At 66.8% G+C, this 18887-nt stretch carries 20 protein-coding genes; 11 read left to right on the forward strand and 9 right to left on the reverse strand.

What is annotated here, in order from left to right:
- Positions 1-276 precede the first annotated feature (276 nt).
- On the reverse strand, positions 277-648 hold the full coding sequence (locus tag WEB52_07430) for a GYD domain-containing protein (GenBank protein MEX2226261.1): 372 nt from the start codon (positions 646-648) through the stop codon (positions 277-279).
- A 320-nt stretch (positions 649-968) separates the two neighbouring features.
- Here WEB52_07430 and WEB52_07435 point away from each other — a divergent pair, with 320 nt between their 5' ends.
- The 5 genes from WEB52_07435 to WEB52_07455 all read left to right on the forward strand — a co-directional run bounded on the left by WEB52_07435 (position 969) and on the right by WEB52_07455 (position 6220).
- Complete coding sequence (locus WEB52_07435; GenBank protein ID MEX2226262.1) at positions 969-2012, forward strand: glycosyltransferase family 2 protein; 1044 nt, start codon at positions 969-971, stop codon at positions 2010-2012.
- 72 nt (positions 2013-2084) lie between these two features.
- Positions 2085-2420, forward strand: coding sequence for a hypothetical protein (locus WEB52_07440; protein ID MEX2226263.1), 336 nt, complete (start codon positions 2085-2087; stop codon positions 2418-2420).
- Positions 2417-3577, forward strand: a complete 1161-nt coding sequence (locus WEB52_07445; GenBank protein ID MEX2226264.1) for a DegT/DnrJ/EryC1/StrS aminotransferase family protein — start codon at positions 2417-2419, stop codon at positions 3575-3577. The genes WEB52_07440 and WEB52_07445 overlap by 4 nt, the downstream gene beginning before the upstream one ends.
- Before the next feature lie 7 nt (positions 3578-3584).
- Positions 3585-4175, forward strand: coding sequence for a sugar transferase (locus tag WEB52_07450; GenBank protein MEX2226265.1), 591 nt, complete (start codon positions 3585-3587; stop codon positions 4173-4175).
- 149 nt (positions 4176-4324) lie between these two features.
- Positions 4325-6220, forward strand: a complete 1896-nt coding sequence (locus WEB52_07455; GenBank protein ID MEX2226266.1) for a nucleoside-diphosphate sugar epimerase/dehydratase — start codon at positions 4325-4327, stop codon at positions 6218-6220.
- A 191-nt stretch (positions 6221-6411) separates the two neighbouring features.
- On the opposite strand, the gene WEB52_07460 is transcribed toward WEB52_07455, so the two are convergent.
- The gene (locus WEB52_07460) at positions 6412-8436 is read right to left on the reverse strand and encodes a hypothetical protein (protein MEX2226267.1); all 2025 of its coding nucleotides are present in this window, start codon (positions 8434-8436) and stop codon (positions 6412-6414) included.
- A 130-nt stretch (positions 8437-8566) separates the two neighbouring features.
- On the opposite strand from WEB52_07460, the gene WEB52_07465 reads away from it, so the two are divergent.
- On the forward strand, positions 8567-9475 hold the full coding sequence (locus WEB52_07465; GenBank protein ID MEX2226268.1) for an alpha/beta hydrolase: 909 nt from the start codon (positions 8567-8569) through the stop codon (positions 9473-9475).
- A gap of 241 nt (positions 9476-9716) precedes the next feature.
- Here WEB52_07465 and WEB52_07470 read toward each other — a convergent pair whose 3' ends face one another.
- From WEB52_07470 to WEB52_07490, 5 genes are all read right to left on the reverse strand, one after another.
- The gene (locus WEB52_07470) at positions 9717-10496 is read right to left on the reverse strand and encodes a hypothetical protein (protein MEX2226269.1); all 780 of its coding nucleotides are present in this window, start codon (positions 10494-10496) and stop codon (positions 9717-9719) included.
- A gap of 217 nt (positions 10497-10713) precedes the next feature.
- Complete coding sequence (aroF, locus tag WEB52_07475; protein MEX2226270.1) at positions 10714-11757, reverse strand: 3-deoxy-7-phosphoheptulonate synthase; 1044 nt, start codon at positions 11755-11757, stop codon at positions 10714-10716.
- A gap of 47 nt (positions 11758-11804) precedes the next feature.
- Positions 11805-12173 (reverse strand): chorismate mutase, encoded by a 369-nt coding sequence (gene aroH / locus WEB52_07480; GenBank protein ID MEX2226271.1) that lies wholly within the window; start codon positions 12171-12173, stop codon positions 11805-11807.
- Positions 12174-12304: 131 nt separating this feature from the next.
- A complete protein-coding gene (gene trpA / locus WEB52_07485) occupies positions 12305-13102 on the reverse strand; it encodes a tryptophan synthase subunit alpha (protein ID MEX2226272.1) in 798 nt (265 codons plus the stop codon).
- Positions 13099-13860 (reverse strand): type II CAAX endopeptidase family protein, encoded by a 762-nt coding sequence (locus tag WEB52_07490; protein ID MEX2226273.1) that lies wholly within the window; start codon positions 13858-13860, stop codon positions 13099-13101. The genes trpA and WEB52_07490 overlap by 4 nt, the downstream gene beginning before the upstream one ends.
- A gap of 515 nt (positions 13861-14375) precedes the next feature.
- Here WEB52_07490 and WEB52_07495 point away from each other — a divergent pair.
- From WEB52_07495 to WEB52_07515, 5 genes are all read left to right on the forward strand, one after another.
- Entirely contained in the window at positions 14376-14825 is a 450-nt protein-coding gene (locus tag WEB52_07495; GenBank protein MEX2226274.1) for a pyridoxamine 5'-phosphate oxidase family protein, read from the forward strand.
- 5 nt (positions 14826-14830) lie between these two features.
- Positions 14831-15286 (forward strand): DinB family protein, encoded by a 456-nt coding sequence (locus WEB52_07500; protein ID MEX2226275.1) that lies wholly within the window; start codon positions 14831-14833, stop codon positions 15284-15286.
- Positions 15287-15477: 191 nt separating this feature from the next.
- Positions 15478-16098, forward strand: coding sequence for a pyridoxamine 5'-phosphate oxidase family protein (locus WEB52_07505; protein MEX2226276.1), 621 nt, complete (start codon positions 15478-15480; stop codon positions 16096-16098).
- Between the two features lie 327 nt (positions 16099-16425).
- Positions 16426-16587, forward strand: a complete 162-nt coding sequence (locus WEB52_07510) for a hypothetical protein (protein ID MEX2226277.1) — start codon at positions 16426-16428, stop codon at positions 16585-16587.
- Between the two features lie 61 nt (positions 16588-16648).
- Positions 16649-17602: an NUDIX hydrolase gene (locus tag WEB52_07515; protein MEX2226278.1), complete on the forward strand. Its 954-nt coding sequence runs from the start codon at positions 16649-16651 to the stop codon at positions 17600-17602.
- Here the strand turns inward: WEB52_07515 and WEB52_07520 are convergent.
- Together WEB52_07520 and WEB52_07525 are read right to left on the reverse strand one after the other, a co-directional pair.
- Positions 17597-18268, reverse strand: a complete 672-nt coding sequence (locus tag WEB52_07520) for an N-acyl homoserine lactonase family protein (GenBank protein MEX2226279.1) — start codon at positions 18266-18268, stop codon at positions 17597-17599. The genes WEB52_07515 and WEB52_07520 overlap by 6 nt on opposite strands.
- Positions 18265-18681 carry a secondary thiamine-phosphate synthase enzyme YjbQ gene (locus WEB52_07525; GenBank protein ID MEX2226280.1) on the reverse strand — a complete coding sequence of 139 codons (417 nt, stop codon included), beginning with the start codon at positions 18679-18681 and terminating at the stop codon, positions 18265-18267. Before WEB52_07525 ends, WEB52_07520 begins: the two co-directional genes overlap by 4 nt.
- Positions 18682-18887 lie beyond the last annotated feature (206 nt).

The following is an 18887-nucleotide window of genomic DNA, read 5'->3' on the forward strand; positions in this document are numbered from 1 at the left end:
GGGTTGTCGTGCTGGGAGATTCTTCGCTGCGCTCTGAATGACGGCGTGGTGGTGATCGGTGCGTTGCATGGCGGGATCCTTCGCGTGCGCTCAGGGTTGTCGTGCTGGGAGATTCTTCGCTGCGCTCTGAATGACGGCGTGGTGGTGAGTGGTGCGTTGCACGGCGGGATCCTTCGCGTGCGCTCATGGTTGTCGTGCTGGGAGATTCTTCGCTGCGCTCTGAATGACGGGGACGCGGATCGATGCGTTGCAGGACGCAGTGTTCGGCGCGGCGACTCAGCGGCCCGACGCCTTCTTTGGCGCTCTTGCGCCCTTCGCGGCGGACTTCTTCGCCGGCGCCCGCTCGTCCTCCAGCGACGGCACCGTTGCGAGGATGCGCGACATCGCCGGCGCATCGAACGCGCGCATCGTCGTGCTCGACACGTTGCCCGCCGACACCACGTTCATCATCGCGCCCATCATCGCCTCTTCGGTCGGCGCATCGACGATCGCCACCATGTCGTACGGGCCCTGCGTCCAGAATACGTCCATCACCTTGAAGCCACGGCGCGCGTTGTCTTGCCGGATCCGCCCAGTGCGCTTGACGCTCTCCCGGATCGTCTTCGCGCCGTCGGCGGTGAACTTGTAGAGGACGATGTATGTGGCCATGTGCTGGTCTCCTGGTCGCTGCTGGTTGGTCGTTGGTGGAGGCAAGCATACGCCCGCCCCCCATGCGGCACGTCAAGAAGGCTGCGAGCGGCCAAGCCACAAAACCCGTCATCCAGAGCAAGCGAAGCGCGCGAAGGATCTCCTCGCGGCGACCCTGCCCCGCAACACGCATCGCAGCCGCTTCGCGCGCAAAAACAAAACTCCCCCTCTCCGCCCGACGGAGAGGGGGCCGGGGGGTGAGGTCCGCCGTGCCAACCACCAACCAGCAACCAGCAACCAGCGACTAGCGACCAGCCACGAGCAAATGCTACGTTCGCGGCATGGAGCCCTTCGTCACCGTCATCGCGCCGGTCCGCAACGAGGAGCGCTACATAGAACGCTGCCTCTACAGCCTCGCCCGCCAGGACTACCCCCGCGAGCGCATCGAGGTGCTCGTTGTCGATGGCCGCTCCGACGACCGCACGCGCGAAATCATCACGCGCTTCGCCGCCGAGTCGACGCTCGACACGCGCCTCATCGATAATCCCGCGCGCACGGCCGCTGCCGCCATGAACATCGGCCTCCGCCTCGCGCGCGGTGACATCATCGTCCGCATCGACGGTCACGCCACGCTCGCGCCCGACTACCTGAGGCGCGCCGTCCACGCGCTCGACGCCTCCGGTGCGGACTGCGTCGGCGGCGTCCTGCACAGCGAAGGCGACACCTACGCCGGTCGCGCCATCGCCGCGGCGATGTCATCACGCTTCGGCGCCGGCGGCGCGGCGTTTCGCACCGGCGGCTCCGCCGGCCCCGTCGATACCGTCGCGTTCGGCGCCTGCCGCCGTCGCGTCTTCGACATTCTCGGAGGCTTCCGCGAGGATATCGATGCCGGCGAAGACGACGAGTTCAACTACCGTCTGCGCGATGCCGGCGGTGTCATCCTCATGCTGCCCGAACTGCGCGCGACATACACCGTGCGCGATAACTTGCGCGGGCTCTGGCGCCAGTACTTTTCGTACGGCCGCGCGAAACCGGAGGTCCTGCGGCTGCACCCTGCGCAGGCGCAGCCCCGTCAGCTCGCGCCAGCAGCATTCGTCGGTGCGCTCGCCGTTGCCTCGGTGCTCGTTCTGCGCGGCCGGGCTACCCCGCTGCGACGTCTCGTTGGCGCTTACGCACTCGCCACCGCCTGCGCGTCGTTGCTTGCGGCGTTTCGGCGCGGGCTGCAACACCTGCCGGTGCTGCCACTCGTGTTTGCGAGCATCCACATCGCCTACGGGATCGGATTTCTCGCCGGCGTCGCAAACGTCGTCCGACGCTACCTTACCGGCGAGCGCGCGGCGGGAGACGCGTCGGCGAGCACGCACGTCACGCGCCCGGCGGACTAGCGCCCAACTCGCCGTCGTCGCTGCTTCCGCTACCATGGGTCGGGCACGCCTCGCCGGGCGCAGGAGGGACGCATGATCCTCACGCGTATCAGCTATCTGCTCATCGCGGCCGTCGTCGCTGTCGCCGCCGCGGCCGTCTGTGCCGTGCTCGACACGGACGAGGCGACGACCAATCCGCCCATTACGCTCGAACAGATGATCCGCAACGCCGCTGCGATCGATTCTGTGCGCCAGAGCGGGCGCCAGATCACCGTGCGCTTCGAAGACGACTTCAACGCCCAGGCCGCCTTCGGCATCGACTCGCGCACCTTCGAGGCCACGCTCGATGAAGGCATCAACGTGGCCGACGTTTTCCGCTTCGCAAACGTGCCCGTCGGCGATGACGGCGTCCGCGTGATCAGCGAATGAGCGAAGACTTCCTCCCGTATAACCTGCCCGATATCTCCGAAGCCGAGATCCATGCCGTCGTCGACGTGCTGCGATCGAGCTGGCTGGCGCCCGGTCCGCGCGTCCGCGCGTTCGAGGAGGACTTCGCGCGTTACGCCGGCACGAAGCACGCGATTGCGCTCGACTCGGCGACTGCGGGCATGCACCTGGCACTGATCTGCAGCGACATCGGCGATGGCGACGAAGTGATCACGACCCCCACGACGTTCGCCGCCACGGTGAACGTGATCATCCACACCGGCGCTACGCCCGTCCTCGCCGATATTTGCGCCGATGACTACTGCATCGACCCCGCCGCTATCGAACGGGCGATCACCGCTCGCACAAAGGCGATCATGCCCGTGCACCATGGCGGTTCCGCCTGCCGCATGGAGGAGATCGCTGCGCTCGCGAAGCAGCACAACCTGCGCGTCATCGAAGATGCGGCGCATGCCATCGGCACGCAGATCGGCGGCCGCAACATCGGCGCCTTCGGCGATGCGACGGTGTTCAGCTTCTACCCGACGAAAAACGTCACCTCCGGACGCGGCGGCATGCTCACCACGGACGACGACGCGCTCGCCGACCGTGCCTGCCTGCTCGCACTGCACGGCATGAGCAACGACGCCTGGGACCGCTACACGCAGCGCGGCTCGTGGGCGTACCGTGTGCTCGCCGCCGGCTACAACTACGCCATGAGCGACTTTCAGGCCGCGCTCGGCCATGCCCAGTTCGCCCGCATCGATGAGTTCCAGGCGAAGCGCCGCACGCTCGCCGGGCGCTTCAACGAGCGCTTCGCGCCTCTATCGGAGATCGCCCGGCCCATCGAGCGCAGCGGCACGACGCACGCGTGGCATCTCTACGTGATCCGCGTGCGACCGGAGCGCCTGCGCATCGGCCGCGATCAGTTCATCGTGCAGTTGAAGGAGCGTGGCATCGGCGCGTCCGTGCACTTTATCCCCATCCACCATCACCCGTATTATCGGGAGCGGTACGGATGGGCGCCCGGCGACTTCCCCGTCGCCGATGGCGCGTTCGAGACCATGATCTCGCTGCCGCTGTACACTCGCATGACGGAATCGGAAGTGGACAGGGTGGCGACCGCGGTTGAAGACATCGTTCGAGAGCAACGCAGCTAAGAGAAGCATGCTGGATCGCGCGTTCGACATCGTCGTCGGTGTTATCGGGCTGTGCCTGTTCGTGGTCACGTACCCGCTGATCGCCGCGGCGATCAAGATCGACTCGCGCGGGCCGGTCATCTTCGCCCAGGACCGGATCGGGCTGCGAGGCAAGGTCTTCCGCTTCTACAAGTACCGCTCGATGTCCCACGACGGCCACAAGCCTTACGAGACGCCAAAGCTCGATCCGGAGCACTTCCGCACGTTCGTCTTCACGACGCCCAGTTCCCGCTTGACCCGCGCCGGCCGCCTCCTCCGCGCGACGAGCCTCGATGAGTTGCCGAACTTCTGGAACGTGCTACGGGGCGATATGCGGCTCGTCGGCCCGCGCCCGGAGATCCCCGAACTCGTCCGCCAGTACCCGCAGGAGTATCACCGCCGCCACGATGTCAAGCCGGGCATCACGGGACTGGCGCAAATCAACGGACGCGCGGATTTGACGTACGAAGAAACCATGAACTACGATCTTGATTACGTCGACAACCACTCGTTGATCCGCGACCTGCAGATCCTCGCGATGACGTTGCCGGCGGTCCTGACGCGCAAAGGCGCGCGCTGACCCGAGGTCGGGTTGGAAACGGTTCGAAGGCTGCACCAGGTGCGCCCACGGTGGGCAGGGAGGCACGCCACGGACGACCGGCCGAACGAACGGCTACCCGCACTACCTGCAATCCTCTGCCGGCTCAGTTCACGAGCCCCCGGCGGCTCATGAGCACCTCGCTCCGCAACGTCGCCCGCTCGCTGCCCGATATCGCGCTCGATGCGGCCGTCGTCTTCGCCGCCTACGCGGCCGCCCTCGCGCTCCGCTTCGACGGCAACGTCCCGTCCGAGTCGATCGACTTCTTCTTCGTCGTATCGCCGTTTCTCGCCGCCATCCACATCATCGGCAACTTCTTCTTCCGCATCTATCGCACGTCTTGGAAGTACGCCGGCATCGTCGATGCGTTCAACCTGGCGCTGTCGATCGGCGTCGTGTCGATCTTCGTCTTCGCCATCAACGCGTTCCTCAATCCGCGCCATATCCCGCTCACCGTGAATGTCGTCGCGCCGGCGCTCATGTTGCTCGCGATGGGCGGGATCAAGTTCTGGCCGCGGCTCTGGGCATCGCGCAACCCCTTCGGCGGCTACGACGCCGGCGTCAAGAACGTCTTGATCGTCGGCGCCGGGCACACGGGCCAGTTGCTGGCGCGCGAATTCCTGCAGAACCCGCGTTGGCAGTACCGGCCGATCGGCTACGTGGACGACGACCGGCGCCTCCGCGGTGTGCGCATCCACTCCGTCACCGTGCTCGGCGACCGCTATGACCTCCCCGAGATCTGCGCCCGCAAGCGCGTCGACGTCGTGGCGCTGGCGATGCCGTCAGCGCCCGGGTCGGTGATCCGCGACATCGTCGGTATCGTCCAGTCCGTCGGACTGCCGATGCGCACGATGCCCGGCCTGCGCGAACTCGTCCGCAACGAGTCGCAGGCGTCGCAGTTGCGCGAAGTCACCGTCGACGACCTGCTGGGACGCGAGCAGGTCGAAATCGATGCGGAGATGTGCGCCGCCTACCTGCGCGGTAAGTCGGTGCTGATCACCGGTGCCGCCGGCTTTATCGCGTCGGAGATCGCGCGCCAGGTCCTGTCGTACGGCCCTTCGACACTTCACCTCGTCGATGTCAATGAGACGGGGCTCTACGACCTGCAGCGCGACCTCGAGTCCGAAGCGAACGGCTCGAAGATGCGCATCTGGCTCTGCGACGTCTCCGACCGTTCCCAGGTCGATGCCGTCTTCGCCATGGCCCACCCCGATATCGTCTTCCACGCCGCCGCCTACAAGCACATCCCCGTGATGGAAGACCACCCGGACGCCGCCATGCGCGTGAACGTCGCCGGCACGCTCAACGTGTGCATGGCCGCCAACGATGCGCAGGCCACCAAACTCGTCTTCATCTCGACCGACAAGGCGGTGAGCCCGGACAACGTCTACGGCGCCACCAAACGTATCGGCGAGTTGCTGATCACAGCGATCGGCCAGGACAGCGCGACTGCCTTCGCCGCCGTGCGCTTCGGCAACGTGATGGGCAGCCGCGGCAGCGTCGTGCCGCTCTTCCTCCGCCAGATCGACCGCGGCGGCCCCGTGCTGCTGACGCATCCGGAGACGACGCGCTACCAGATGGCCGTCGAAGAGGCGGCGGCGCTGGTGATCCAGGCGTCGGCATTCGCGGAGCAGGCCCAGATCTTCATCCTGGACATGGGCGAACCGATCCGCACCGCCGACCTCGCCGAAAAGATGATCCGCCTGAAGGGCCACGAGCCGGGACGCGACATCAAGATCGTCTACACCGGCCTGCGCCCCGGCGAAAAGCTGCACGAAGAGCTGGTCAGCCCGACCGAAAAGCTGGCGCCGACGCATCACCCGAAGATCTCGCTCATGCAGCAGCGCCCCGCCGTCTCGCGCGATGAGTTGGTGAGCAAGGTCAACGAACTCGCGCACAACATGCCGCGCAGCCGCGAAGAGATCGCGGCGCGGCTGCACGCACTCGCCCGCATCGACTTGCGCGACACAGGACAGCCCGCCGCCCCCGCCGTCGACGCCGAAACGAGCGCCGATCCCGGCGCCTGACAGCAGCCCGTCTCGCGTCCCGCAAGTCCCCGCACACCCGTCCCTCAGAGCGCACGCGACGTCATTCAGAGCGAAGCGAAGAATCTCCCAGCAGACAGTCGCCACCCCGCACGCCAACTCCCCGCACACCCGTCATCCTAAGCGAAGCGAAGAATCCCCGCGCACAGTCGCGTCGCGCACACCGCCGGCGATCAGATCCCCGCAGTACACGCCGGATAGGCATACAACGCCGAGCCGTCGTCCGACCACCCCGCGATCGCGACGCTGCAACCGCCGCCCGTCGTGATCGCCGTCGTCACAACCCCGGTCGCCACCTCGATCAACGCCACGCTGCTCAGATCGCTCGACACCGCGATGCGCGCGCCGTCCGGCGACCAGTGAAGCTGCTCGCAGCAGTAGCCGGCGCCGCTCGCCAGCTTCCGCGCGTTCGCGCCGTCGGCGTCCATCAACCAGGCTTCGTACGGGTCCGTGAACGTCGCCTTGCGCACCTGCGCGAGCGTCTCGCCGTCCGGCGACCAGTACGCAAGCCCGCCATAGAGATCCACCGAGCTGATCTCACGCACGTCTCCACCGAGCGCAGCGACGTACGCCGAAGTCGACGCGCGACCGCCGGATGCGTCTTGATGCGTCACGGTGAACGTGATGCGTGCGCCGTCCGGCGCCCAGTCCACGTCCTGCACGATGTCGCGCTCAGCCTCACCTTCGTACACCACGTCGCGTTCCGGGCCCTCCACGCTGGCGATCATCAGCGTCTCCACCATCAGCACCGCGACGCGCGCCCCGTCCGGCGAAAACACGACTTTATGCGCGTTGCCCGTCTTGAGCGACCGCGCCTCGGAACCGCCGGGCTCCGTGACCGAAGCCGACGCGCCGCCCAGTGCAACGCGCGGCCCATCCGCGGCCCAATGCACATCTGCGAAGGGAAAACCGTTCGCAACCAGCGGCGTCGAAGCGCCCGTCGAAAAGTCGACGAGCTGCCACGTGCCACCCGGCGAAAACGCGTCCAGCAGGTAGACCGCCGCGTCTCCGTCCGGCGAGATCGACACGCTGCGAGGCGGATTGCCGGCCTCGCCGATCGTCTCACCCACCGCCTCGGCGCGGCCTGCCGCCAGGTCGACGCGATAGAGTTGCGACGCGCTGAACGCCGGCCGCGTGAACGAAAGCTCAGCGCCGCCCTCCGACCACGTCAATTCTTCGAAGCTGTAGCGCCCCGGCGGTCCCACGGCGACCTCACCGGAACCGTCGCTGCGCATCGTGTAAACCTGCGATGCGATACCGTCACGCAGCGTCCGCTTGAACGCAATGCGATCGCCCGCAGGGGACCATCGCGGCCAATCGCCGTCGGCGAGTTCGCGCATCGCGCCGCTGCCGTTGTTCCACGCGAAGATCGCCAACCGCTGGTCCTGCGGGTCGAAGCGGCTGAACGCCAGCGATCTCCCGTCCGGCGACCACGAAAATTTCCTAACACCGCCGGCGCCAATGTCGTTAGCCTCCCCGCCGCCAAGATTGAAGATGCGCAGCGAGAGTCCCGGCTCAGGCGAGAACGCCACGATGCGGTGGTTATCGGGCGAGAAGCGCGGCCGGTCCCAGCCGCCGTCGCCCTGCGGGAACGTGAAGGCGCCAACCTCGATGCGTTGCGCGCCGTCGGCGTCCGCGACGTACAGCGTGCTTAGCGGCGCCGTTTCATCGCCTCCGAACACGCCGAACGCGAGGCGCGAACCGTCGTCCGACCACGCCAGCGGGAACGCCTCGCCGGTCAGCCCCGCGCCAACGTCGACCGGCCCCGAGCCGTCGGCGCTGACGAGATACAACGCTGACGCACCGTCCGAAGCGACATCGAACAGGGCACGGTCGCTGCGCGGCGACCAGATCGCGTTCAGTCCCGCGGTGGCATCGGCCCGTACGCCGTCGATCACGATCGCGTCGCCGCCGTCCGTCTGCTCGATGCGCACATCGCCGTCGCCGATGGCGAGCCGGAGGGCACCGTCCGGCGACACGGCCCGTTGGACGAAGATGTCCGCCTCCGTGGCAGGCTCCTCGCGGACGTCGCTCCCGTCCGCCGTCGCCGTGATACGCACATCCGCTTCCAGCATCACGGGCAACCGCGATGGCGCAGCCGTCGGAGGCGCACTGGGCGCATCATCGCCGCAACCCGCCAGCAACGACGCCGTAACTACGGCAACGAGCACGAGCAGCGCCGGGGAATGCAATTTCATGACCGCATGATGCCAGATGCGCCGATGACCTTGCCTGACGCGCGAGCGACGGGGACCAGACGCGATTCCGGCGGTGCGTACGTCCCAGGCGACCGATGCCGAGGACGCAAAAGCGGCGTAAGCTGTCGGCATGAAGCAGCCGCGCCACGAAGGCGACATCACCCTCGCCGATGGCCGCACCATCGCCTACGCCGAGTTCGGCGACCCCTACGGCATGCCGACGTTCTACTTCCATGGCTGGCCCGGGTCTCGTCGCGAGGGCGCCCTGTACGACGACGCCGCCCGCCGCCACGCTGTGCGCCTCATCGCGCTCGACCGGCCCGGATACGGCCGCTCGACGTTCAAGCGCCGCCGCACGCTCGAACAGTGGGCGGACGACGTCGCGCAGGTGGCAACGGCGCTTCAGATCGAGCGCTTCGCCGTCGCCGGCCTCTCCGGCGGCGGACCGTACGCCCTCGCCTGCGCCCTCTCGATGCCCGGGCGCCTCGTCGCCACGCTGGTGATCAGCGGCGAGCCGCCGCAGGTCACGAAGCGTGCGCCGTGGCACCGCAAAGCGCTCGCCTGGTGGTCGCATCACACGCGCTTCTTCGTCCGCGGCTACTTCGCGTTCGTCGCACGGGGTGTGCGACGTAATCCGCGCCTGACGATGGCGCTGGCGGCGCGCAGCATCGTCTTCTCAAAGCGCGATCGCGCGCTCTGGAAGCGCCGCGACCTGCGCGAGGGCTTCGCCGAGAACCTGCGCCACGCATTCGCGCAGGGCACGCGCGCGCTCGACGAAGATCTGCGGCTCTACACGCAGCCCTGGGGCTTCGAACTCGAAGATGTGCGCGCCCGCGTACACTGGTGGCACGGCGAGGACGACCGCATCGTCCCGATGCGCCACGTGCGACAGGAGATCGTCGCGCTACCGGACGTGATCTCGAGCTTTTACCCCGGCGAAGGGCACTTCATGGTCCTCGACCACGTCGACGAGATCCTGCGGGTCATAGCCGGCTTGCAAGCCCCGCCGAACGCGCCGCCTCGCACACCATCACCCTGATACCGGAAATGTGGCTGCGTAGCTTTAGCTGCGCCCTCGTTGCTTATACGCACGCCCGCCGCCCCGCACACCGCGCTCCGCATACCGTCATCCTGAGCGAATGCGAAGGATCTCGTCACGCCCGCACCCGCCGCCGCGCACACCATCATCCCAATAGCGGAACGTAGGGACGTAGCTTCAGCTGCGTCCGCGCGCGGATGCTCCCGCGCGCAAGGGGCGGGGCGAACCGCCGGCGAGCACATCACTCCATCGGCCGCGTACACACGACCTCCCGGTCGCCCGCTGACCATGACCGGGCCGTCGGATACAGGTAGTAATCGTCGTCGCTGCGACATTCGTCCGCGAACACTTCGTCGAAGTAGTCCACGCCCGGATACTCGGCGCTCGCATCGAACTCGTCGCTGACGTCGATCAGCGCCGTCACGACGCGCAACGCGTCCTCGTGCCCGCACGCGATCGCCCGGTCGCTCTCGTCGACGCAGCCGCCCAGCACGTACACCGCCGTGTAGTCGTCTACGCAGACGATCGTCCGGTCGCCGCTGCTCCAGCTTTCGGCAAGCGGGATCAGGTACGTGAACGGCTTGCCGCGATCGCAGCGCTCATCCGCCATGGCCTCGAGAAACGCCTCGCCCGGAAAGGCACTTTCCGGATCGACGGGATCCTCGACCAGGAACAGCTCCGTGACGGCGCCGCTCACCTCCGCGTGGTTGCACGGCGCGACGCGCACCATCTCGACGCCGCCGTCTTCCCCCGAAGGCGCGCCTTCGCGCTGGGCAATGCAGTCACCGACGCGCAGGTCGAAGACACTGATCTCCACGGCGCCGCCGCCATCCTCAGCGGGCCGGGCAGTCGCCTCGTCGTCGTCGCCGCGCGGCTCACGGGTCGAGTCGACGCTCGCCTCGCGCGTCGCCGCCGCATCATTCTGCCCGTCGATGCGCTCCTTATCACCGGAATCACACGCCGCAACTGCGGCGGCAAGCAGGATGACGAGGACGGACAGCGAGACAAGCGGGGTCGGCATGATGACAATCAGCTTTCACTCGGTCAGCTATCAAGGGGAGATTGCACCATCCATGGGTTGTGGTGCAAACCGGCGCCAAGCGCATCAGCGAAGCGCGTGGAGATTCGTCGACGTTCCCCCGAAAACGCCGCCCGCGGCCGGGATAGTGAGAAACGCGGGCCACCCGGCCCGCGCTTCCCAACAAAAAACTCTGTGCCTCTGTGGTTCCCGTCCTCGCCTAAACCCCCACAGCCACTTCGCTCTCGATGCGCTTACCAATCGCGTGCGCAATCGCCGCCGTCTTGCCCATCACCACGCCGAACTGCTCGAACGTCAGCGACTGCGCGCCGTCGCAGAGCGCGTGCTCCGGGCTCGGGTGTACCTCCAGGATCAGGCCGTCCGCCCCCGCCGCGACCATCCCCAGCCCCACCGGCAGCACGAGCTTCGCCTTGCCGGTCCCATGGCTCGGGTCGGCGATGATCGGCAGGTGGCTCATCTCCTTCACCAGCGGGATGGCGTTGATGTCCATCGTGTTGCGCGTCGCCGTCTCGAACGTGCGGATGCCGCGCTCGCAGAGGATCAGGTCCTTGTTGCCCTTATTCAGGATGTACTCAGCCGCGAGCAGCCAATCCTGCACCGACGATGACATGCCGCGCTTGAGCAGCACCGGCTTGCCCGTCAGCGCCGCCTCTTCCAGCAGGAAGAAGTTCTGCGCGTTGCGCGTCCCGATCTGCAGGATGTCGGCGTACTTCGCGACGACTTCTACCGTCGATTCCGACATCACTTCCGTCACGACGGGCAGCCCGGTCTCGTCGCTCGCCTGGCGCAAGAACTTCAGCCCCTGCTCCTCGAGCCCCCGGAAGCCGTACGGCGATGTCCGTGGCTTGAACGCGCCGCCCCGCAGCACCGATGCGCCGGCCGCCTTCACCGCGCGCGCCGTCGCCATCACCTGCTCTTCGCTCTCGATCGCGCACGGCCCTGCCATCACCGTCACCGTGCCTTCGCCGATCTTGACGCCGCGCACGTCGACTATTGTGTCCACCGGGTGCAGCTCGCGGCTCGAAAGCTTGTACGGCGAACTGATCCGTACCGTCGCCTCGACGCCCTCCATCGTCTCGATGTCGTCTGCCAGCTCAGGGTGCATGCGCTCGGTGCCGACGACGCCGATCACCGTGCGCTCCACTCCGACGATCGGGTGCCCGGTCATGCCGGCCTCCTCGATCCGTTTCATCACGTCTTCGAACTGTTGCCCGGTGTGACCGGGCCTCATGATTACCATCATCGTTGCGCCTCCTCAGCCCCTCTTAGGGGTGTAATCGTCGGTGTTGCTCAGCCGGCGTCCGCGATGTCTTTTCGCAGCGCCGTCGCTCCCCGCAAGTACACGAACTTCACTTCGTCCTGCGCCTTCGTCGTGTTCACGTGGATCAAGATCCGAAGGCACATGGGCAGGCTGCCCGGGACGTACATTTCGTGACCGCACATGAGCGCGACGTGCGCCCAGCCCATGTCGCGGGCCGCCACGGCGGGGAACTCTGCGTTCAGGTCGGGAGTGGTCGTGAACCACGCGCTCGCGACATCGTCGACGCTGATCTCGTTGGCCTGGATGATGGCGCTGAGGAGTTCGCTTGATGCCTGGAGAATCGCTTCTTTCGTGTTGGCCTCGACCGTAGTCGCGCCGCGAATCCCACGCAGCCGCATCGCCTCGTTCGTACTCCCCGGTGCCGTCTCTTCCGTGGCTGTCCCGCCGGGACGCTTATCCACGCTCAAAGACGCCGGCCGCGGGATACCACGCGCGGCCATCGGAGTCCACGATCAGACCCACGATGGCGTTACGCGTTAGCCTCCATACGGCCGGTGAGCACCTCAACATACCTGCGAACTCGCTCCACACGTTCTTCACGAGGCGATGACTCTACTGTGTCTACCAGGGCTGCTCCCACGATCGCCGCGTCCGCAAGACCTTGCAGCGCCACGACGTGCTCGCGCCTCGATATCCCAAATCCTACCGCCAGCGGCAACTCGGTCTTCGACCGCAACCGCTGCAGGAACGCCGGCAGCTCCGCCGCCAATTCGCTCCTCGCACCCGTCACGCCCACTACACCCACGCAGTAAACGAAGCCGGATGCGCGCTTCAGTACCTGCTCGATCCGCGTCCCGTCCGAGGTCGGCGCCACCAGGAAGATCAGGTCTGCGCCCAGCTTCCGGCAGATCGCCAGCACCCCGTCCGACTCCTCCGGCGGCAGGTCCACGATGATGAACCCGTCGGCGCCGGCCGCAGCCGCGTCCGAGATAAACGCTTCCTCGCCACAGGCGAGGAAAGTGTTGAAGTATCCCATAAGGATCAGCGGCACGGCAACCCCGTCCGCCCGCAGCCTGCGGACGACGTCAACCACGTCTGCCGGCGTCGTCCCGTTCTGCAACGCCACGAACGACGACCGCTGCACCGAGGGCCCGTCCGCCAGCGGGTCGCTGAACGGGATCCCCAGCTCAATCGCGTCCGCACCCCCCGCCACCATCGCCTTGACGATGTCAATGCTGGATTCGAGGTCCGGGTGCCCCGCCGTCGCGAACGGCATGAACGCAACCCGGCCCTTCGCCCCCGCGAACATCTCTTCGATACGGCTCATGACGGTTCGCAGTCCCCGGCCCAGAGCGTCGTCACGGATATGCAGTTGAACGCGAAGTGGGCGATCACCGTCGTCAGGATGTTTCCCGACTTGAGATAGGCGAGTGCGAACACCATGCCGATGCCCAGGATCGGAACAAGCGCCTTGTAATTCGCATGGGCGATCCCGAACAGCCCCGCGCTGACGGCGACGGCCACCGGCACACCCCACTTCGTTAGCCCCGGAAACACGAACCCGCGGAAGAACGTCTCCTCGCACACGGGCGCAAACGTCACGACGAAGATGCTCGTCAACGTCAACAGCACCACATCGTTTTGCACGTCTGCCGGTATCTGCTCGTCGCACGTCGCCCGCAACGCGTCGATATCGAACCACTCGATGACGCCGCCGTAGGCCGCCGACCAGAGGAGCGCGCCGAAGATCGCCGCCGCCGCCCATCCAAATGTCCCCACGGAGGGACGGTGGAACCCCAGCCGCTCCCACGAGCCGCCGTACTTGTGCATCGTGAAGCGCACCGCCACCACGACCAGCCCGACCTGCGAAAACGCGCTCACGATCAGCGAAGCGACGAAAATCTCGCTGGAATCCGAGTCCCACACCGCGAGCAGCGGCAGCACGAACGGCAGCGGCGCCAGCAGGAACAGGAAGATGAACCAGAGTGCGCCGAACAGCACATCCTTCGGCGTCCAGTCGATGCGCTGGCCATGCATAACCGGCGCATCCGGGCGGCCCACCGGGGGTTCGGCGGCAATCTCCATTCGCCGCAGTATGGCCGACGTGCGTTTGGCGCGCACGGCACGCCTCACCCGCCACGCGAAGCGTGGAGAACAGCCGCCCTCGGCTGTTCACATCGTCAATCGCCCGCACGGCGCCAGCCCGCCACCAACCTCCCGACCACTCACGACCGATGACTCCCGCCACAACGCACACGCCATCGAGCGCGGGCTTTCAGCCCTCGCGGCACAGCGCACGACACGCCTACTCGCCACGCGAAGCGTGGAGAACAGCCGCCCCCGGCTGTTCTCGCCGACAAGCGCACGCACAGAGCCTGCCCGCCACCAACCTCCAGACGACGGACGCCCGACGACCGAAGACTCCGACCACAACGTTGTCAGCACCACTGTCGTATGATCCACGTCCCTGGAGTGTGCTTATCGGCGTCAACAGCGGGGACCGGCTGTCGCCTCGCTTCTCGTGGCGGGTGAGACGCGGTGCGCTATACCGCGCGGGCTGAAAGCCCGCGCTCGTCTGGTAACGTCGAAGGAGCAGGCACATGGCAACCTGGGCAGCATTCGAAACCGCCGCGCCCGACATCGCAGCCGTAGGACGCACGCTGCTCGAAAAGCACAACCTGGCGTATCTCGCAACGATCCGCCGCAACGGCGCCCCACGACTGCACCCCGTCTGTCCATTCATCATCGAAGGACGCCTCTTCGTCTGCACCCCGCCCTCGTCTCCCAAGGTTAAGGACCAGTTGCGCGACGGGCGCTGCGTCATCCACATGCTCCCCGGCGAGGACGACGACGAGTTCTCCGTCCGTTGCCACGCCTCGCTCATCACCGACGCGGCGTTCAAGCAGCGCGCGTCTGAACACGCTCATTACGTGCGCGTCGAAGACTGCCTGTTCGAATACGATATCGAGGAGGCGCATACGGCGTACTGGGTGAACGCCGGGCAACCCGGCACGTACGCCGAGCGCCGGAAGTGGATAGCGAAAGGCTGACCGGCATGGACAAGCGCCAACAGATCGACGCCGTGCGCAACGAGCTTGCGCTGCTCCTGGCGGCCACCGGCGGGCTGGACGAAGCGGCGCTCACCATCCCCGGCATCGGCGAATGGAGCGTGCGCGAGGTCATCGCGCACATCACGGGTTGGGCCCTGCTCGACACGCGTATCCTGCAGCGGCTCGCGCGCGGAGAACGTCCGTTGCCCGAAGGCGAGGAGTACGGCACGGGCGAAGAGCGCAACCCGGGCTACGCCGCCGAAGCGCGCACGAAGACCGCAGCCGCCGTCATCGACGAGCTGCGCGCCGCGTTCGCCGCACTCATCGATGCGGCGGAAGCGCTGCCAGAAGAGCGATTCGAGCAAGGCAGGACGGCGCAGCGCATCATGCAAAGCGACGGCTCCGACCACATGGCCGCTCATCGCCGCGAAATCGAAGAGTTCAGCCGCCGCCCATCCTGACCCAGGCGACCCGCGACCAGCGACCAGCAACCAGCGACCAGCAACCAGCGACCAGCAACCAGCGACCAGCAACCAGCAACCAGCGACCAGCAACCAGCGACCAGCCTTCAGCCTCCAGCCTCCAGATCCCGTTGACATCCCATCCACCCCCGCCCTACCGTTCGATCACTGAACAACGTTCGGAGGCCGCCATGACCGACACCATGTACCACGAAGGCAATCGCGCCCTTCAGGAACGCTTCGATACGCGCCGCCTCGCCGACCGCCTCGGAGAAGCGATCGTCAAAGACCACTTCGACCCGCACGACAAGGCCTTCATCGAAGTGCTCGACATGTTCTTCCTCGCCACCGTCGATGCCGATGGCCACGCCAACTGCTCCTACAAGGGCGGCGAGCCCGGCTTCGTGCGTGTCGTCGATGCGCACACGCTCGCGTTCCCCAACTACGACGGCAACGGCATGTACCTGTCGATGGGCAATCTCGCCGAGACGCGCCAGATCGGCATGCTCTTCATCAACTTCGAAGAGCAGCACCGGATGCGCGTCAACGGCGAGGCTTCCATCGATCCCAACGATCCGTTGATGGCCGAATATCCGGAGGCGCAGTTCATCGTCCGCGTGACGCCGCGCGAAGTGTTCCCGAACTGCCCGCGCTACATCCACAAGTACCAGCTCGTCGAACGCTCGCGTTTCGTGCCGAAGGACGCCTGCGACACACCGGTGCCCGCATGGAAGAAGGGCGACTGGGTCGCCGACGTCCTGCCGGAGCAAGATCCCGCGCGCGCCCAGGATCGCGAGGTCGTCGACCGCTGACCGGGCGCTAAGCGGGAGAAGTCGCGCCCGCGATGACCCCGCGCAAAACGCGCCGAACGCGGTCATTCAGAGCGAAGCGAAGCATCTCCCGACACGACAATCTCGACCCGCACACCGGCCCGCCGCATAACGTCATCCTGAGCGCACGCGAAGGATCCCGTCACGGCGACACCTGCCTCTCGCGCACACCGAGCCGGCGACTGCCATTCCTGCCGATTCTCCGCCGCCGCGCAACAGATCCATCGGGATCGCCTCCCTCCACACACGCACGCAACAACGCCCGCGCGACTTCTTGCCGGCTCGCAATCGCGCAGCAACAATGCCGGCGTGGAACGCGAAACGCGTCGCTACATGAGTGGCGTGGCGCTCGGCGGCATCGCGGTGCTGCTCGTCATGCTCGACGACCTCGTCGTCGTCCCGTGGCGGCGCCGCAAGATCGAGGAGGCGGAGCGGCGCAGAGGCCCGAAAATCGTCGCCTCCGGCGAATAAGACTGCGCGCTTCCCGCAGGTTGAAGCGCCGACGTTCCGCCCCGCTCGCTATACTCGCGCGATGGCCGACAACGAGATCGTGTACCCGCAAGCAGGTGCGTTTCGCGCCTCCACCGGCGTCTACGCTCAGCGCGACGGCAAGATCCTGATCCTCAAGCGCGCCATGGGCGACATGACCGGCGGCTGGTACCTCCCCGGCGGCGCCGTCGATGATGGCGAAGACGACCTTGCCGCCGCCGCGTGCCGCGAACTGCTCGAAGAGACCGGGCTGGTGCCCGCCGGTCCGCTCACGCTCGTCAACACGCAGTTGATGCCCTTCTACAGCACACCCACGGTCGATGTCGTCTTCGCGTGTGACTGCCCGGACGGCGACGTCGTGCTCAGCGACGAGCACTCCGCCGCGCGCTGGATCGACGCGCGCGAATACCTGGACCGCTACTTCAAGGACGAATACATCGCCGCCATGGATGAGCGCGACGCGCGCGTCGCGACGATCATGCGCCGGGTCCGGCATGAGATCGAGATCTACATCGACTGGCGCGACCATCAGTTCCTCGACCGGCAACTGCGTGTACTGCGTCTCACGGCGGAGATGTACGTGATCCGCGACGGCAAGATGCTCATCCTCAAACGCAACGGCGGCCTGGGCGACGGCGTGTGGTACCTGCCCGGCGGCATCGTCGAGCCGGGCGAAGATCCCGCCGACGCCGCCGTGCGCGAGACGTTCGAAGAGTCCGGCCTGCGCGTCGAAGACCCGCGCCTGCTCCGCATCTGGAGCTACCGCGCGGAAAACGGCCTCGATGCCTTCCACGCCGCGTACTTCGCGGACGCGCCGGCCGGCGATGTCGTGCTCAGCAACGAGCACAGCGCATATCGATGGATCGATCCGGCGGAGTACGCGTCGCGCTACTGCAGCGCCCAAGTCGAATCGGCAATGCCGCAATGGGAGAGTTGGTTTCGCGGCGTGCGCCGCAACTGCCAGCTGGCTGCGCAGATGATGGCGCCCACCCTATAACGCGGCTCGCGGCTCCCAGTACGCGTGATCGTGACTGAAGTACACGCGACGTGGCGCCAGATCCACCAGCTTCCCTACATTCGACGCGACATCCGCGTGACCTTCCGGATGCGCGATGGCATCCCGAAACTCATCCGCAGTCTCGACGGCCTGCCCGGCGATCACGATCGCGCCGTCTTCCGTGTCCACGATCACGGACTGATGCCCCGGCGTGTGGCCCGGCGTCGCCACCACCCGCACGCCGGGCGCGATCTCCGCGTCACCGCTCACCATCTGGAAGCGCGCCGCTTCGAACGCGATCCACTCCGCCACAGTGTATCCCGGTTCGAGCGCTGCCGTGTACTCGTCGGACTGCACGTACGCCGGCACGTCCGCAAACAGCGCGTTGCCGCCGCAATGGTCGAAGTGCAGGTGCGTGTTGACGATCGCCGTCACGTCGCTCCGCGCGATGCCATGCGCCGCGAGCGCCTCGTCGACCGAGAAGCGCGTCGGCGCGTACACGCGGTCGATCAGCCGATGCGCCGGCCCGATGCCCGTATCGACGAGCACGACGCCGCCGTCCGTGCGGATCGCGAACGCCAACACCGGCCCGGTGCCCGTGCGCGGGTGCTGCGGCGGATAGGTGACATCCGCCAGGTGTACGGCAATGACGCCGCTTGCGCTCATTCGCCCAGGATCGCCACGTCTACTTCGCGCAGCCGCGATTCGTATAGCTCGACGAGGTACAGGTGCTGCCACGTCCCGACATCGATGCGTCCGTTGCGCACCGGCACCCACGTCGACTCGCCGAACAGCATCGACGTCGCCAGGTGCGCCACGGCGTTCTCCGCCCCCTCTTCGATGTGCCGGTACATGCGATCAGTCGGAAACGTCGCGTACACCGCGTCCTTCATGTCGATGTGCAGGCGCGGGTCCGGCTCGTTGCACATGATCGCCGCCGTCGTGTGCCGGCTGCGCACCAGCGCAATCCCCTCCCGCACGCCGGACCGCGTGATCGCCTCCGCAACCTCCGCCGTGATCTCGACGAAATGGCCGATGCCGCGCGTATGGACCGTGATCTTGTCGAGTTTGGTCTGCATCGCCGCCTCCTGTGCCTATTGAACCACAGCCGCCCGCCCCCACTCCTCCACCCCCGTCGCCGACGGCACGGCGTCCGCCCCACGATCCCAACCCAGAAAGCGTGCACCCGTACGATCACCACCGAGCAACGTCATTGCCTTCTACCCTTTGCTGTTTGCTGTCGGCTGTCTGCTGTTTGCCACTCCCCACCACCTCCCCCTACGAT

Source organism: Dehalococcoidia bacterium, assembly GCA_040902535.1.
GTDB lineage: Bacteria > Chloroflexota > Dehalococcoidia > DSTF01 > JACRBR01 > JBBDXD01.